The organism is Bradyrhizobium sp. CCBAU 051011 (genome assembly GCF_009930815.1).
In the GTDB taxonomy this organism is placed as follows: domain Bacteria; phylum Pseudomonadota; class Alphaproteobacteria; order Rhizobiales; family Xanthobacteraceae; genus Bradyrhizobium.
The window spans coordinates 5,982,544-5,996,863 of record NZ_CP022222.1 but is presented as its reverse complement, the minus strand read 5'-3'; the positions used below and the strand labels follow the sequence as shown (position 1 = coordinate 5,996,863).

Genomic DNA, 14,320 nt, shown 5'->3' with positions numbered 1-14,320 from the left:
GCTGGGGGCTAATGTGCCAGAGCCGTTCCTCAAGATGCACTCTTTCGAGCACCGAATCACCATGCCGGGATAAAGTGGCAAAACCGTGTGAGCGCCCGAGCGCCAATCCGTTCCATTTCGGCGAAGCTGTCGCCCTGAAGCATTACGTCAGGGAGGTGGCACGATTCATGCTTGACCACGGAGGGTGAGCACAGGAGACTTCAGTTTTTCGGCCATCAATTTGACTAGTAATTAGGAGTACAAAATGATTGACGAGAATTTTGCTCGGCTTCGAACGCATCGCGGCAACATTCAGCGCTATCGCCACCTGTTAGAAACCAGCCTGACCGACTTCGAACGCGAGTTTGTTTCCAAGCGCCTTGCGGAAGAGCTGTCCGCCTTGGAAATGCTCTCTGCGGCGATGCCAACAAGACCATCCTGAGATTGACGAGCACAGCCTAACCGCAAGCTGTAACGAAGGCGCGGCGTAAGAAATACAACTTCCCCTCGCTCCTTTGCCGATCCAGAGAAGGCCGCACATCAAGGCCGCATCCACATCGAGAAAATCAACGAGCCGTTGCTCTTCCGTGACCGCGGCAGCCCGGCCGAGTACGGCGCGGGCCTCAAACTCGCGATTGAGCGCGGCTGGCTCAAGATGCACGAATCTGGAACCTTCGTTTTTCACGCCGGCTTGAAGGGGTCCGACCCTTTGATTTAGGTCAAGAGTTCCGATAGTCCCCTTCAGTGATCAATTTTGACCAGCGCTTTCCGTTCGGACAGCTCATACTCAAGCCAGCACCCTCACGGTTCCACGGCATTTATCGGTGATGAGAACGCCGGTTGCGCTCCCGCCATCCTCTAGCAGGCAGGGAAAGGAGCCCGCCATGCAGGAACGGCAGCGTTTCAAACCTATCGATCCCCTCGACAACCACCTTTCGGAAGAAGCCGAGCGTCTGCGGAAAGAAGCCCGAGGCACCCCACCTGGAGTGGAGCGCGACAGGCTTATTCGCAGGGCGCGGCTTGCGGAAACCGCCTCCCACATGAGCGAGTGGCTCAGCTCAAAGGGTCTTCAACCTCCGACATAGGACGAACGGCGATGGATTACCGCGCATACATCATGGGGCCAGACGGCCACGTTCAAAATGCGATGATGATGTCGAAGCTATCAGGCTCGCCAAGCAGGTCGTTGATGGTCACGACGTTGAGCTATGGCAACTGGATCGACACATCGAGACATTCAAGCACACCTCTGAGCCGCCAATACTGAAGCACTGATTACTGCGGATGGCGCTCGCTGATCTCGGACTCGGCTTGAAGCCAAAACTCCAGGTCGCGGCCTGAGGGACGTCCGTTCTGTTCTCAAAGTTCGTGGGCGCGTGCACTGATCGTCTTTTTGTAAGTCTCGCCTCCAGACGCCGCCGCAGCCTCTGCCTTAGATGCTCGATCCACGCTCTCAGCCGCTCCACGGTCCTCCAGACCATCTCCGAAAGTAAGACGGTTCAGGTCAGAGCTTTGTTCAATGAGACCTCTGAGTTTCGGCTCCCACTGAATGTGAGAAGTGCCTTGCCCTTCAGCTCATTAAACGTCGCTGCCCCGGCACGCGGAGCATTTTAACAGTGGGGGCTCCGAGGACTTTCTAAACCTGAACTCCAACCGAATGGGTAAGGAATAGTAGTCGGCTGGGGCGATGGCGTTTCGTTATCCGGCTTCTTGGTTTTTTCAATCTTCGACATGGGAAAGGTCCTCTTAGATGCGGTGCAACATTTGAGGAGCCGGTGTGTTCCTAACAAGTGGCTACAGGTTAAACCTTAGATAAGTTCCTGCACAGGAACACAAAATCGTTGTCTCGGGAGAGGGACCCTTAGGAACAACCGATCGGCTTCCTGGTTCTATTTGTGCATCGCAACAAGGAGCACAAATGTCAGCTGCGACACAGTCGATTCGTCCGCCGTCCAAAATTCTAATGTTACTTGAAGGGCGACGAGCCCTCACCGAGTTGGGGGCTTTTCTGAATGCGCTCCCGCTCTTGCATTTGACTCCAAGGGGGGATGGCCACCCGGTGTTGGTGATACCGGGGCTCATGGCCGGTGACGACTCAACGTTGCCCCTTCGCAAATTTTTGGAAGGTCGAGGCTACGCGGTCAAAGGCTGGGGACTTGGGCTTAATAGAGGTCTCCGTGCAGGCGTTCAGGACCGCATGCTTGATTGTGTGCGCCAGCTTAGCCACCTCCACAACAGGAAGATCAGCATCGTCGGTTGGAGCCTTGGGGGCATTTATGCCCGTGAACTCGCTAAAATAGCTCCGGACCAGGTTCGGTCTGTTATTTCGCTTGGTAGCCCATTCGGCGGGAGTCCGAGATCCACGAATGCTTGGCAAGTCTATCAACTCGCCAGCGGCCAATCGGTGGACAATGTCCACGATGTTGCGATGTCGGTTGCGCCGGCAGTTCCGACAACGGCGATTTATAGCCGTACGGACGGGATTTGCGCGTGGCAAGGCTGTGTAGAGAAAACCTCTGCTGAGTCTGAAAGCATTGAGGTGGAAGGAAGCCATTGCGGACTGGCTGTCAATCCAGCGGCCGTTTATGCAATTGCCGACAGACTTGCCCAGCCGGACGGTGCGTGGAAACCATTTGATCGTAGTGGCTGGCGGAGCTTGATTTTCCCCGATCCGGCTCGGTAGACGAGAGCCTAAATTCAGCAGCCAGTTCTTTCATACGTCCTTCCGCAACCCCTTGAAGAACGGATGCCTGACCTTACCCTCGGCTGATTCGCTCGGTACTCGACCACCCGCAAGCAGCCCTGCTCTACCCAGATGCTTTGTGCGCGATTCCACATTGCGTGGAGCTCATCATGCGTAGGTGGGACGACCGAACACAATCGCTTGGGGGAAAGCGCGGCGCTGATATACGGCCGAGGTTTCCGTACGCTCGTATGGGGCACTGATGAAATACGCGGCCGATCGCTCCTACTCGCTCCTACTCGATCCTCAGAAGGCCGCGCGTCGTCTCATGGAGCACGCGCACGCTTTCGAACCGATCAGGATGGCGGGATCTATATCGAGAAAGATCAACGTCCCGTTCCTGTTCGGCGACAAGGGCACGGTGGATACAAGCCGGCCTAGAGCTTGCCGTAGCACGGGGTTGTTGAGTCCGGAACGTTTTGCGAAATTCACCGCCGCTGTTGCGGACCATTCGCCTGATCGAGATAGGCTGGCGATCTTTCAGATTTTCCCGACTTTCGGTTTCTTATGTATCTTTGTGCACGACCGGAAGCTCCAAAGACGCGAGCACTCAAGGCGCGGGAACGGCTGGCGCAGCGCAAAAAAAGGGGGACGCGACTACGCCCGGCGGCACCATGAAGCAATAATGACTCGGATCGTGTCGCCCGTATCCCTGCGCTAAGGCCAAGAACCATATCCTAAGGCGCTTAGGGAACTGATTTTGCGTTGGAGCGTTATTTCGCAATGATCAATCGTCAACAAGCTGAGCCAAGGACACTCACGCCCGCCGAACGCGAAGCACGTAAGGTGTTTGTGGAGCGGGAGGCTGTCAAAGCGCTGAATGAATATGAAGCGGCGCAAAAGGCCCTTCATGCAAACCGAGAACGTCTAAAGGCAGAGCGGCTAGCGCGAGAAGCGGCAGCGTTGGCGCCGGTCCCGGCTTAGTTCATGTCTAGTCAGATCAGATCGCGAAGACGAGACCGCCCTTCGGGCGGTCTTCTGTTTGCGGTAATAGCTTAATTGGCCGGCTTAACTGAACGGCGCAAGAGTAGAAACAAACGAATTTGGCGCCCCACGGCCATGAAGTTTACCGCGCGACCAGTGCGGTGCGTTGCGCCTAATCCAGAAGCCAGCCTTCCGCGGCCGCAGCCGCCCGAAACGACCGCCAAGCCCGGATTTCGCAATCGTCTGACGCGCCGGCACTGTTCAGCGCCTGCCTCGCCACTTGCCAATGGGGTTTGTTCTGATCGGAAAGCCGCATGTGCATCATAAATGCATACGCGTCATCAGCGCTCTTGATCCGATTGGCGCCCGATACTTTTCTCAATTTCAGTGAGGTGAACGCCATCTCCCGATCCAACCGTAAGACGCTAACATAGTTTCGCTCAAAAAGTTTACGTGCCTCCGGCAAGAAAATGCAAGGCGATTGAAATGGGCAGGCTCCGCCTCGAAAATGATATGTCTCACCTGTTACCTCTAGATGCCCGCGCGGCGCACGCCTGATCGCATAGTCGCCGGAAAAACAAAAGCGTCGAGTTCGCGGGGTCTTCATGACGCGTGAAGCAGAAAAAGCATTGAGCGAATGTGAAGCACGCGACTAAATTGTAGGCCCTAGTTTCAGTCTTGTACGACCGCGACCCGATGAATCAATCCTCGGGCCTGCGTCCTTTTGTTCCTAAGACGCTTCGAGCAGTGGTGGGAATGGCCAACAAGCCATTCTCGGACATGGCGACCATACCGGCCGAAATACACGAACCCGTCATGGCCTTGCCGCCCGAGGACCGCCACGACCGCGCGAAGGTCAGCGAAGCCGTGCGGCGGTATCAATGCGATCCGCACCCGGGTTGACGCCGGCTGGACGCACCAATCAGGCCTCGTCGCGTCCTGGTCGACTGTGCCGATTCAAATGCAGCCACTCAATCGAGATGGACGCCTATCTGACCGGAAGACCGGGGTCGCAACATTGGCGCGGAACATCCGCGCGCGCCCGCCATTGTTCATTCGCTTGGCTGGGGCGCTACCGGAGGAACAAATTCATGGCAGACCAACCCAATCCGAACGATCCCCAACGTGGGGGCCGGAGTGAAGAGGAAATTCGGCGTCGCGACAATGAGCTGCAAGCCGATCCCCAGCTTGCCGAAGGTCCCGCCAGTGGCGGAAGGATAGCAGTGTACGCCATCGCCATCGCGGTTGTGCTCGGTGCCGTGTTCTATGGCCTGAATAACAGCACCATGAACCAGGCGGGCACCACGCCGCCCAGCGAGACCGCGCAGCAGACCCAGCCGGCTAACCGTACGGGGCCTTCGGGCAAGACCAACGCCGACCCTGGCACGACTACGGGCGCAGCAACGACCAACCGCCCTACGCCGCCGTCCTCGAACCCCACAGGTACTGAAGTCGATCGCAGCAAACAGTAACGGTCGATCGTTCGAAACGACGTGCAGCGTGGCTATCGGCGCGCCGTACCACGCCGGCTATCAAGCCTGGAGCGACCACCGCGAAGGACACGCCAGCGCGAAAGGTCGCGACTTCCAAAGCACGTAATCGTCCGCCCACTCATGCGCCTGAGGTTCACGTAATCGGCCGCTGAGGGCCGGACATCAGCTTCCGCTGACGCTCCTTTTTTAATTCGCTGTCGTGTCGAAATGGCACGCCCATTTTTCTCGCTCTCAATTTTGCCACCTTAAGCGGGCGCTTCAGCGCGACAGATGCACGGACCGCAGAAGCGCCCGACAGTACTAGAGCCCTCAAACGCTCCAGGTCCTCTTCCGACCACGTTCTCTTCTTCAGTTGACTCATTACGCACGATTTAGTCCGCGTCCCGGCCTATCGTTCCAATGTCGGCAACCCGACCGGGACAGCTCCGCCCCGCCAGACCCCACCATCCGAAGCGAGAAGGCCGGCAGAACCCGACAGCGTATAAAGATGGACGATCGGGCGCTTGCGTCCTGCAAGATCGCCTTATCTTCCCCGTTGAGCTGTTCGCCGGCCTCAAAGTCGAAATCTTCGCGCGCCTCGCGGCGCCAATTGACTTGGCCTTTGCTGTTGTAGTCGGCCTTCACTTTGGTTTTTCAGCCGAGAAAAGATCGCGTCGGCGTCATTGAGCGTCTCGCGCGCAGCTTCGTTTTGGTTGGCCTCGATGAGGGCGGGACTTGCGCGGCCTTGGCCTGCCCGACCTGGTACGGCATCTAGGAGTAGAAGTAGCCGTGTTCGGGGTTGTCCTCGCCTTCCTGCACCAAGCGGGACGCTCGTCCGGCTATGGGGAACGCCGTTGCTATCGAAAACGGCCAGGTTCACCAGCTCGTCGCTAAAGACGTGAGAGACTATCGCCGCGAGCGGCTTTCGGCCGTCGATATGGGGCAAAGAACCCATCGCCCGAAAGACTTGAAGGTGTGAACCACACAACGCGGCCGACTGTCGGTAGAATCTTAGTCATGAAAGGCATCCCATTTGACGAAAGTTGCGGAGGCGCCGGATTTACAGCGGCGCCGGAAAAGATTTGTGGGCGGCTCGCAGCAAAAAAAAAGCGGGTTGCTGAGCTGGCTTACGCGACGCTATTGATTTGCTCGAAAGGGAAAGGCAAATGACGATCAAAGCGCGAGAGTTTATCGACTTCTGGATTGAGAATAGCGTTCATGCCGCAGAGCCGTTACGGACGGCGGGAGCATCGCAGGACGTTGCCGAGCTTACCCGCCGCTGTATCGACGCGGCAAAGGGCCAAGGCATTTCCGAGAACGATATGCAGGCCGAAATCGGCGACGTTGCCGAGTACATCCGAATCAAGCTCAAGGCCGCCAACAAGGCCGAGAACGACCGAAACCGACCCAGCTATTGAGGCGCGATCACCCCATGGACAACGACGAAGTGAAAGCGTTGGCGGAGATACAGGGGCAATTAATCGACATGCGCCGCATGGCAGCAGAAACCACGGACCTGCGGAAGCGGGATGCCTGCCTCCGCGTCGCCGATGCTTTTGAAAAGCGGACACGCGAACTCGATCAATCGGAGATCTCGGACATTTCCTGACACGTCAAGAGCGACCTCTATGGCGCCCCCTATGTCGGCGCTTGCAGTTGCCCGCGAAGCCATGCGTTCGTCGTGACGGACTTCATCGGGTCAGCTAGTAGGTCAGCCACAGTTTGATCGACATGATTGCACGCAGGGCATTTGAACGTCCGGATGTCGAAGCCGATGGGGCCGGGTGTAACCCGCGCCAACACCGTTCGTGTTCGGCACGTGGGGCAAATTGGTTGCAGGATGGTCATGATGCTATCGCCTTTGGTTCAGGCGGGAGCGTTACAGAACTCTCAGTCACCGGTAGCTACCCAGGGGGACGGTGATGGATCAGCATTGGCTCACCGTGATCCCGGCGCTGGTCAATATTGCTCATTTTCGAAAAGTTAATGTATTGGTTGAAGTCGAAATCGCCCTCGCCGGCGACTCAAAGCAGTGTTTATTGGAACGTTGCTGTTTGCCAAGTTTTGGCAAACTAGAGGTTGCCGATGCCGCGCTACTTTTTTGATGTTAAAGACGGCCATAAGCTTTTTGATGCATCAGGCTTCGTTTGCGAAAACGATGCCGACGCAATCATCAGGGCCACGGTGCTCGCCATCGGCGTTTCACTCGATAAGCCCGAAGACGACCCTGAGCGCCGCATATCTATAATCGATGACGCTGGGCGCGAGATTGGCACTGTACCGGTCTATTCCAAGCCTTCATACGAAAATCCGGCCAAATAGAGCGGTTGATAGATTGGAGTCTCTTCTCATGCGCGAGCGCCTTTCCGCTTCCAGGCAACGCGGGTAGTGAGCTGACCGCTCCCTGAGCTTCGCATAAAGGCGCCCCTGGCGGATCAGGCGGGTGCACGACAGAATGTAGACACGGGAACTAACGGGTGATTTTCTCGCCGTAAAGATTTGCCGCGTGGTCAATATTGACCACATCCCATGGTCTTAGATAACTAGGTTTCGCTGGTTCCAATGGGAGGGACTTGTGAAGTCAGCAAAGCGACCGTTCGATCCTCAAGCATTTCTAGCCAAAGTCGGCACCGGAAAAACGATTCAGAACTATCGAAAAAACCGGATCATCTACACCCAAGGCGAGGAAGCTAATCAGATCTTTTATATCCAATCGGGCAAGGTCAAGGTGACCGTTGTTTCCGAGCAAGGCAAAGAAGCAGTCGTCGGCATACTGGAACCTGGACAGTTTTTTGGTGAAGGTTGTCTGAACGGGCAGACGTTCCGCGTTGGAACCGCGAGGGCGATAGAGGAATGCCTCATCACCTCAATAACCCGGAAAGCGATGCTGGCGGCGCTCCGCAGAGAGCCCAGGTTTGCAGAACTTTTCATGACGTACTTGGTCACCCGAAGCAATCGCATTGAAGAAGACTTGATCGACCAACTATTCAATTCCAGCGAGAAGCGGCTGGCGCGCCTTCTCCTGCTGCTAGCCAATTTCGGAAGAGATGGAGAGCCGATACCGATCGATGCTGCGATCAATCAAGGCACTTTGGCAGAGATGATCGGCACGACCCGATCCCGGGTGAGCTTCTTCCTGAACAAATTTCGTAAACTGGGATTGATCAGCTACAACGGAAAGATCGAGGTGCACCGCTCCTTATTGAACGCGGTGCTCTATGAAAAACCTCAGCTTGAAAGGGATGACGAGCCGACTCCATAGGTTGGCTTTGCGGCGGCCAGAGATTCTATAGGAACGATCCCCTTTTGTTTGTGTTGCGAACTCGTGCCGAAAGCACTCGGCACTTGTGCATGAAAGGCCCCAGAGACGGCCTCAGCATTCCCCCCGGCTGGGGCCCGTCACTTGGCAATCGCCAGGTTGGGTCGGCGATCTCGACCGGCACCGGTCTGGCTATTGAGGCGGCCTTACTGCTTTTGCCGGTTCAGTATCACTGTCCTACTGACAATAGACGCCTCCGTTCGCTTAAGCACTTTGGCGATCACAGCGGCCCCCTTTCCCGCAGCCCTCATAGCGAGCAGAAGCTGGTCCTCCTCTTCAGTCCATTTCCGATGCGGCTCTGTCACGCCTACTCCTGAGGAGGCTGCAGAGCCTTCATCATGCCTATAACGGTAGGCGAATTTAGAGGGTCGGGCCGGTCGCAGTTGAGGCACTGAAGAGTGCGGGGAGGTTTACCGCCGGGCTGAAGCTCACGCGTCTTAGGACGGCGGCAAGTCGCGCAAATGTTTTGCGAGTGGGGCAAGTGCTGGCTCCGCTGTAACAGGCGGGAGCACTAGGCTCTCAGTCACCGATAGCAGCCATAGGACAGTGCGGTGATGGAATAAGATACGATTCCCGCGAGAATCCGAAGGTGCACTAGTATACACAAGTGGATCTAGCCTCTTTATTTACGGAACTATTGCCGTTTTTTCCCCTGAGATTGTAAACAGGTCGGAATGCTGGAGACACGGTGAAGGAAATGAAGCTGTCCTGGGCCAGGTGAAGCGGCGCGAGACGCTACCTTGATACTGTCGGTCATTGCCGGGCTTACCTGGATCATCACGTTCTTAGGGTTGTTTTTGGCTAGATTACTTTGGAAGTTCGATCTCTGTGGGAGCCCGCTGCCCCGAGTTTTGCCCGTTCGAGTACATTCGCGGCGGGTGGAGCGGTGCGCTAGATGCGGCAATTGCGATAACATCAAACGAACACACAAGCACGCAACGAACAAGCGAGAGCAGCCTTTTCGGAGCAACCATTGGAGTTGCGCAGCATTGTCACACCACACACTAACCAAGGATCAGAATGTCTAACGACCATCAGAATAATGCAAATCGGACGCTACCGCAGCAGATCGATTCCGTTAATGAATCGATGAAGTCCGTCCCGGCCGGCCTTCATGCGATTGCTACAGCTTACACCGACTACTCCGCGACATCGTTTGAAGATATCAGGTTGTTTGTCGAGAAGCTCTCAGGCGTGAAGTCGGTCGACAAGGCGATTGAATTGCAAAGCGAATTCGCGAAGTCGTCTTTCGAGACGTTCATGGCCGAGTCGCAGAAGATCGGCGCGTTGTATCGCGATCTTGCGATGCAATCCTATAAACCCTTTAGCGGCCTTCTTGCCAAGATGACCCCGACAAATCGGTAAAGTCTTAGCCCGCGGTGTCAGCGTGAAATTGCTCTGCTCATCGCGGGGCTTTTTTTTATCGCAGTCGCCACGACCGGCGACCGACCCGAAACGAAACCCCGGCACTAGTCTAGGCCGGCGTTCGAAAGTAACTATTACGTGCTGAAACGGTGGATTTGAGCGCTCGCAGATTGGACCGGTTCTTTGTTATCCAGGGCGGTTGAACCGCTCAATGGCAATCCGTTGCCACAGCTCGACGTCGTGACCATCGACAAGTTGCTTGGCCGCCTTGATGGCCTCGCCTTCATTCTCGCAAGCAGATCGACAGATTCCTGCACCCGGCCATCGGGCCCTAAGATGAACGCGCGGTTTTCCTGCATGGTGTGTTCCTAAGCCGGGTGCCCTTTATCCAGCCAGTGGCTGACGTCCGAGGCTGTCTCTAACTGCCGAGCCTTACGTATCAACTTCTCACGTTCACCGCTCGGGGGGAGGCCCTTCGCTTCCTTACGAAGCTGCTGAGCATGCTGCTCGAGCCGCTGATCCAGCGGCACAACTTGCTTGAAACGGCGTCTTTGCATGACGCGCTCCTTTCCTGGTATGGGCGGGTATCCCGCCGACCGGCAAATCTTGGAGCCTCAGACATTTGCCCGCTGGTCAAAATTGACCAAGACATTTCTGACCCGCGCTTTGGGAAACTCTGTACACTTTGTAACTTATCGTGGGAGTAAGCGGCAGGAGACGCTGGGCCGGCGCAAAAAACCGTTCGGCAAAGAAACCGGCGTTACTTTCGAACGAAAACTTGACTTCCATCACCGGTCCGTGCGCGTCGCGCACGTCGATTATCATTTGTTGGCCTTGCGCGCCGTCCACGCGCATCGCGTCCCAGGCGACGCCAGCTAGAGTACCCTGCGCGCTCTGCATGTCGTGTAATTCCATACCCACTTCATCGATGACGAATGCATTTCCGTCGCGAAGATCGAAGTAATAAATGGTCATGCCAGCGCTCTCCATAGGTAGGCGGGAGCGCAACTATCTCTCGTTCACTAAGCCCTCGGGCCAGCATTGGCAGTGATGTACGTGAACGAGCGGGGCACGCCTCAGTTCCTATACGGTTATGCGCTCTGCCAGGAGCCCCCTCCGCTCGAGCTGCGCCGGCTTCTGTACCGTTCGGGCCGAGGCGGAGCGCCGTCGGGCTGATCGTAATGGGTGCACATCAAACCGAAGCCGTCCGCGCCGTGCGAACTCCAATCGTGATTTGGCCGAGCCCGATGTTTCGATCATCGTTCGATCGCTTTCGAGATCCAGCCGAGCGTATCCAAGCCGTCCTTGCGTCTAGGCCGAACGTTGCATGGAGAGTCCGAAAGAGCCGCGATTGGACGGTTAGAAAATCCGCCTCTCGAATTGGCTGACCATCATTCGAGCGACAATTCATACATTTTGTCGTCAATTGTGGCGCGGTCATCCAGGAACACTTCAACGTTGGCGTCGTTGCACTCGGTCAATCTAGCGGCGTCGAAATCAATGAATCAACGTGACTCCGAAGCGCTCGAAACGGATAGACGGTTTGCAAAGAATAAGAGCGCGAACCACCGCACCGCAGTAGGTGCGATCCCATGGAATTATGATCGTTCCGAATTAATTGCAGATGGAGCGATTCATTTTGTTGGGGTTGGCGTGGGATTGGGCGCAACGACGACGTTGATCGTCCTGACAAGTGGTTCCAGTGCATCCATCCATCCGGTCATCGTTGCAGGTTATGCGCTGTGCTTACTTACTATGCTGGTGTTCTCTGCGGCCTATAACCTCTGTCCGGTATCGCCGCGGAAGTGGCTGCTGAGGCGGTTTGACCAGTCCGCGATATACCTCCTCATTGCGGCTACCTATACGCCATTCATCACGCAACTGAACGACCGCGACTTGGCAGCGTCCTTACTAGTCGCCCTATGGTCTGCGGCTGCTGTCGGGATCGTCCTGAGGCTGCTTTTCCCGGGTCGTTTCGAGCGCCTCTCCGTCGTGTTATATATTGCCATGGGATGGAGCGGCATTATTGCATACGACAAGGCTGTCGCGTCACTCTCCGGCTCGATCCTAATGTTCATCGCAACTGGCGGAGTATTGTATACGTTCGGAGTTATCTTCCATCTATGGGAGCGATTGCGCTACCAAAATGCCATTTGGCACGCATTCGTGTTGTTGGGCGCGGCCTGCCACTTTAGTGCGGTCTGGAATCTTGCTATCGCTTAACGAATCGAAAGCCTGCAATTCTTTTCAGAGGCTTTACCCAGCCGCCCTGCTGTTGGACACACTTGCGCAGCGCCATGGCGATAATCGCCGGTCATGTCGCGGATCTTGCAGACCAACACGATACCCGAGAGCGGTCCCCCAACCCCGTTTGCAGCCACGATTAACCTGTCGACCTTCACAAGCCCATCGATGATCCAGAGCGCCAGGCCCGACGTCACGGCCGACAGCATTTTCCACGACAAATCCTCGGTGCTGTCGCGCGGCCATGCTTTCTTGACTTGCGGCAGGTAAGATAGCGACGTCAATGCGGGCCGCAAACCCGCCCAACACCGTCACGAGAGTGCTCTCGGCTATCAAGACGTCGGTCTCCAGTCGAGTTGCCGACATGATGGACCACCCGCACATCCCCGTAACCTCGAATCTGCGGATGGTGTGATACTCATTCGCCTTCCTTTTTCTCCCGCGCGCGCAGGTCACGGGCGATGGATTCGACCTGCGTATGTTGTGAGAGATCCTTGTTGTCTGGATCGTGAACGGGCAATTTCAGATGAACCGCGATCTCTCCGAGCATTTTGAGAACCTTCGTCGCCTCCTCCTCTGCAAGCAGATTGATCTGAAGGTCGAGATGATTGCGTCTTTCGGATGCACGGTCGATTGCATTCTGCCGTATCAAGACGAAGGACGTCAGCAGAACGGCCTCTAGCCCGAGCACAACGGCTAACAATGGGAATGGATACGGGTCGAAAGTCCAATGCGTCGGCGCCAGACCAACATTGAACGCGATCCAGCCGAGTACCATTGCGCATTCGAACACCACGAAATACACGGTGCCGACGAACCAACCGATGGCGTGCGACAGACGATGGTACGGCGATAACGCCTCCTGGTCTTCTTTCTCCAGTTTCAAAATGGATTCGATGTTACGCGTGGCCGTATCTGAGTATCTCGCGTTTGTCCTGCGGTGGATTAGCGCTGTCACGACCCCACCGCTCTATCGGCCGCCCGCCTCGCCTTTTCGCCGGTCTTCTCAACGGAGACCTCTCCGGTTTTTTCTGCCTGTGCGCGGGTTTCGCACTTGGTCCGGATTTCCTCGAGTTCGTCATCCGTCAGATGTTCAATTCCAACGAAGGAATTACGAGCCGCGCTGACGCGGATCAGTTCATCGAGCTTGACCTGGATCGCGGCGCTGTCACGGTTCTGAGAATTTTGAATCAAGAACACCATCAAGAATGTCACAATCGTGGTGCCCGTATTGATGACAAGCTGCCAAGTATCGGAATAGCCGAACAAAGGCCCTGTAACGGCCCAAACTAACACCACGCAGGCAGCTATGATGAACGTCGAGGCGTGGCCCGCAGCCTGCGACGTCCGGTTGGCCACATTCCCAAACACTTTGGCGAACCCTGTCGGTTTCTCCTTGCGCTGCTTCTCGCGAGAAACCCGCAAGGTCTGCCTCATCGTCTTTCCAGTCCGGCCCACAGTTCCTCCGCCGCTGCGCCCGATCACGATTTGGGGCTCGCAGCACTTGTCGGCATCAACAGCCGTCGTCAGCTTGGGTTCCATTATGGCCCGTAACCCGGCCGGCCGCCCAGCGTCTCTCGCCGCCGCCTAAACCCATCCCGTGCCAGAGCGACCTGCTTTAAAGATCGCCGGTAGTTCAAGCAGCGCATCCGCAACTGCGAAACAGCCGGCCTCCAGTAGCGCTTGTTTGGCAAACCCACCTGTAAGAAGCCCGGCGGCTGCAATGCCTGCTCCGCTCGCGGCCTCGGCGTCGTACGGCGTGTCTCCGATCTCGGCTTGCCCGGCTGAGATCCCGAGCTTTCGAAGCGCCAGCCCGACTAATCGTGGATCCGGCTTGCCATGTTCGACGTCGTCCCCGCATGCCATGGCATCGATGAGATCATCGACATTTAGTAGCGAACGGTAATGGCTGAGTTCAGGGCCCTTGCAGTCCGTGGCGAGCGCAATCCTGCCGCCGCCCTCCCTTAGAGCCTCGAACACATCCCGCACACCCGTGAACGCCTTAACGCTTCCCAGGTATTTGCTTCGTACATTTTCCCTTGGGCTTCCAGCACCTCCTGCCGCTCGCGCGCGTTCAGGTCTGGGGCTACGAGCTGAAGGGTTTGGTCGCCGTCTAGTCCGGAATAAAGTTGCAGGAGCTCGTAGGGAACGCTAACGCCGAAGTGGCCAAGCACGCCTGAAGGCTCAGAAGGTTCTGCTGCACGCTGTCCACAAGCGTGCCTTCGAGATCGAATATGTAACCGCTAAACAGCATACCGCCTCCGCCGCAGGAAC

19 protein-coding genes are annotated in these 14,320 nt (G+C 56.5%); 13 read left to right on the top strand and 6 right to left on the bottom strand.

Translation table 11 applies throughout. The annotated features are described in order from the left end of the window. Positions 1 to 244 precede the first annotated feature (244 nt). Complete coding sequence (locus tag ACH79_RS43185) at positions 245 to 421, top strand: hypothetical protein (RefSeq protein ID WP_202639053.1); 177 nt, start codon at positions 245 to 247, stop codon at positions 419 to 421. An 833-nt stretch (positions 422 to 1,254) separates the two neighbouring features. Here the strand turns inward: ACH79_RS43185 and ACH79_RS44330 are convergent. Then, positions 1,255 to 1,308: a hypothetical protein gene (locus ACH79_RS44330; RefSeq protein WP_246738730.1), complete on the bottom strand. Its 54-nt coding sequence runs from the start codon at positions 1,306 to 1,308 to the stop codon at positions 1,255 to 1,257. 589 nt (positions 1,309 to 1,897) lie between these two features. On the opposite strand from ACH79_RS44330, the gene ACH79_RS28015 reads away from it, so the two are divergent. The 11 genes from ACH79_RS28015 (at position 1,898) to ACH79_RS27975 (ending at position 9,802) form a co-directional block, all read left to right on the top strand. Then, positions 1,898 to 2,662, top strand: a complete 765-nt coding sequence (locus tag ACH79_RS28015) for an alpha/beta fold hydrolase (protein WP_161853817.1) — start codon at positions 1,898 to 1,900, stop codon at positions 2,660 to 2,662. Positions 2,663 to 3,445: 783 nt separating this feature from the next. Then, positions 3,446 to 3,646 (top strand): hypothetical protein, encoded by a 201-nt coding sequence (locus ACH79_RS44325; RefSeq protein WP_246738160.1) that lies wholly within the window; start codon positions 3,446 to 3,448, stop codon positions 3,644 to 3,646. A gap of 756 nt (positions 3,647 to 4,402) precedes the next feature. Then, a complete protein-coding gene (locus ACH79_RS43180; RefSeq protein ID WP_202639052.1) occupies positions 4,403 to 4,549 on the top strand; it encodes a hypothetical protein in 147 nt (48 codons plus the stop codon). Positions 4,550 to 4,737: 188 nt separating this feature from the next. Continuing rightward, entirely contained in the window at positions 4,738 to 5,118 is a 381-nt protein-coding gene (locus ACH79_RS28010) for a hypothetical protein (RefSeq protein WP_161853816.1), read from the top strand. Between the two features lie 1,017 nt (positions 5,119 to 6,135). Continuing rightward, positions 6,136 to 6,288: a hypothetical protein gene (locus ACH79_RS28005; protein ID WP_161853815.1), complete on the top strand. Its 153-nt coding sequence runs from the start codon at positions 6,136 to 6,138 to the stop codon at positions 6,286 to 6,288. Further along, complete coding sequence (locus ACH79_RS28000) at positions 6,285 to 6,536, top strand: hypothetical protein (RefSeq protein ID WP_161853814.1); 252 nt, start codon at positions 6,285 to 6,287, stop codon at positions 6,534 to 6,536. The genes ACH79_RS28005 and ACH79_RS28000 overlap by 4 nt, the downstream gene beginning before the upstream one ends. Before the next feature lie 14 nt (positions 6,537 to 6,550). Continuing rightward, on the top strand, positions 6,551 to 6,727 hold the full coding sequence (locus tag ACH79_RS27995) for a hypothetical protein (RefSeq protein ID WP_161853813.1): 177 nt from the start codon (positions 6,551 to 6,553) through the stop codon (positions 6,725 to 6,727). Positions 6,728 to 7,040: 313 nt separating this feature from the next. After that, the gene (locus ACH79_RS27990) at positions 7,041 to 7,223 is read left to right on the top strand and encodes a hypothetical protein (protein WP_161853812.1); all 183 of its coding nucleotides are present in this window, start codon (positions 7,041 to 7,043) and stop codon (positions 7,221 to 7,223) included. Next, a complete protein-coding gene (locus ACH79_RS27985) occupies positions 7,204 to 7,440 on the top strand; it encodes a hypothetical protein (RefSeq protein ID WP_161853811.1) in 237 nt (78 codons plus the stop codon). Before ACH79_RS27990 ends, ACH79_RS27985 begins: the two co-directional genes overlap by 20 nt. A 253-nt stretch (positions 7,441 to 7,693) precedes the next feature. Next, complete coding sequence (locus tag ACH79_RS27980; protein WP_246738159.1) at positions 7,694 to 8,380, top strand: Crp/Fnr family transcriptional regulator; 687 nt, start codon at positions 7,694 to 7,696, stop codon at positions 8,378 to 8,380. A 1,077-nt stretch (positions 8,381 to 9,457) separates the two neighbouring features. Further along, the gene (locus ACH79_RS27975) at positions 9,458 to 9,802 is read left to right on the top strand and encodes a phasin family protein (RefSeq protein ID WP_161853810.1); all 345 of its coding nucleotides are present in this window, start codon (positions 9,458 to 9,460) and stop codon (positions 9,800 to 9,802) included. A 633-nt stretch (positions 9,803 to 10,435) separates the two neighbouring features. Here the strand turns inward: ACH79_RS27975 and ACH79_RS43175 are convergent. Next, the gene (locus tag ACH79_RS43175; RefSeq protein WP_202639051.1) at positions 10,436 to 10,777 is read right to left on the bottom strand and encodes a hypothetical protein; all 342 of its coding nucleotides are present in this window, start codon (positions 10,775 to 10,777) and stop codon (positions 10,436 to 10,438) included. 525 nt (positions 10,778 to 11,302) lie between these two features. Between ACH79_RS43175 and ACH79_RS27965 the strand changes: the two genes are divergently transcribed. After that, complete coding sequence (locus ACH79_RS27965) at positions 11,303 to 12,025, top strand: hemolysin III family protein (RefSeq protein WP_161853809.1); 723 nt, start codon at positions 11,303 to 11,305, stop codon at positions 12,023 to 12,025. Here ACH79_RS27965 and ACH79_RS27960 read toward each other — a convergent pair. The 4 genes from ACH79_RS27960 to ACH79_RS27945 form a co-directional block, all read right to left on the bottom strand. Continuing rightward, positions 12,022 to 12,330, bottom strand: coding sequence for a hypothetical protein (locus ACH79_RS27960; RefSeq protein WP_246738157.1), 309 nt, complete (start codon positions 12,328 to 12,330; stop codon positions 12,022 to 12,024). The two genes, ACH79_RS27965 and ACH79_RS27960, sit on opposite strands and share 4 nt — an antisense overlap. Positions 12,331 to 12,464: 134 nt before the next feature. Further along, the gene (locus ACH79_RS27955) at positions 12,465 to 12,932 is read right to left on the bottom strand and encodes a DUF1003 domain-containing protein (RefSeq protein ID WP_161853807.1); all 468 of its coding nucleotides are present in this window, start codon (positions 12,930 to 12,932) and stop codon (positions 12,465 to 12,467) included. Positions 12,933 to 13,000: 68 nt separating this feature from the next. Then, complete coding sequence (locus tag ACH79_RS27950) at positions 13,001 to 13,483, bottom strand: low affinity iron permease family protein (RefSeq protein ID WP_161856613.1); 483 nt, start codon at positions 13,481 to 13,483, stop codon at positions 13,001 to 13,003. 150 nt (positions 13,484 to 13,633) lie between these two features. Continuing rightward, positions 13,634 to 14,035, bottom strand: a complete 402-nt coding sequence (locus ACH79_RS27945) for an HAD family hydrolase (RefSeq protein WP_161853806.1) — start codon at positions 14,033 to 14,035, stop codon at positions 13,634 to 13,636. Positions 14,036 to 14,320: the final 285 nt, after the last annotated feature.

Excerpts from the sequence above, each read along its gene's own strand:
- ACH79_RS27985 (WP_161853811.1), top strand. The coding sequence starts at position 7,204 with ATGCCGCGCTACTTTTTTGATGTTAAAGACGGCCATAAGCTTTTTGAT.
- ACH79_RS28005 (WP_161853815.1), top strand. The coding sequence starts at position 6,136 with ATGAAAGGCATCCCATTTGACGAAAGTTGCGGAGGCGCCGGATTTACA.
- ACH79_RS28015 (WP_161853817.1), top strand. The coding sequence starts at position 1,898 with ATGTCAGCTGCGACACAGTCGATTCGTCCGCCGTCCAAAATTCTAATG.
- ACH79_RS27975 (WP_161853810.1), top strand. The coding sequence starts at position 9,458 with ATGTCTAACGACCATCAGAATAATGCAAATCGGACGCTACCGCAGCAG.
- ACH79_RS44325 (WP_246738160.1), top strand. The coding sequence starts at position 3,446 with ATGATCAATCGTCAACAAGCTGAGCCAAGGACACTCACGCCCGCCGAA.
- ACH79_RS28010 (WP_161853816.1), top strand. The coding sequence starts at position 4,738 with ATGGCAGACCAACCCAATCCGAACGATCCCCAACGTGGGGGCCGGAGT.
- ACH79_RS28000 (WP_161853814.1), top strand. The coding sequence starts at position 6,285 with ATGACGATCAAAGCGCGAGAGTTTATCGACTTCTGGATTGAGAATAGC.
- ACH79_RS27965 (WP_161853809.1), top strand. The coding sequence starts at position 11,303 with ATGAATCAACGTGACTCCGAAGCGCTCGAAACGGATAGACGGTTTGCA.
- ACH79_RS43175 (WP_202639051.1), bottom strand. The coding sequence starts at position 10,777 with ATGACCATTTATTACTTCGATCTTCGCGACGGAAATGCATTCGTCATC.
- ACH79_RS27950 (WP_161856613.1), bottom strand. The coding sequence starts at position 13,483 with ATGAGGCAGACCTTGCGGGTTTCTCGCGAGAAGCAGCGCAAGGAGAAA.
- ACH79_RS27995 (WP_161853813.1), top strand. The coding sequence starts at position 6,551 with ATGGACAACGACGAAGTGAAAGCGTTGGCGGAGATACAGGGGCAATTA.
- ACH79_RS43185 (WP_202639053.1), top strand. The coding sequence starts at position 245 with ATGATTGACGAGAATTTTGCTCGGCTTCGAACGCATCGCGGCAACATT.
- ACH79_RS27990 (WP_161853812.1), top strand. The coding sequence starts at position 7,041 with ATGGATCAGCATTGGCTCACCGTGATCCCGGCGCTGGTCAATATTGCT.
- ACH79_RS43180 (WP_202639052.1), top strand. The coding sequence starts at position 4,403 with ATGGCCAACAAGCCATTCTCGGACATGGCGACCATACCGGCCGAAATA.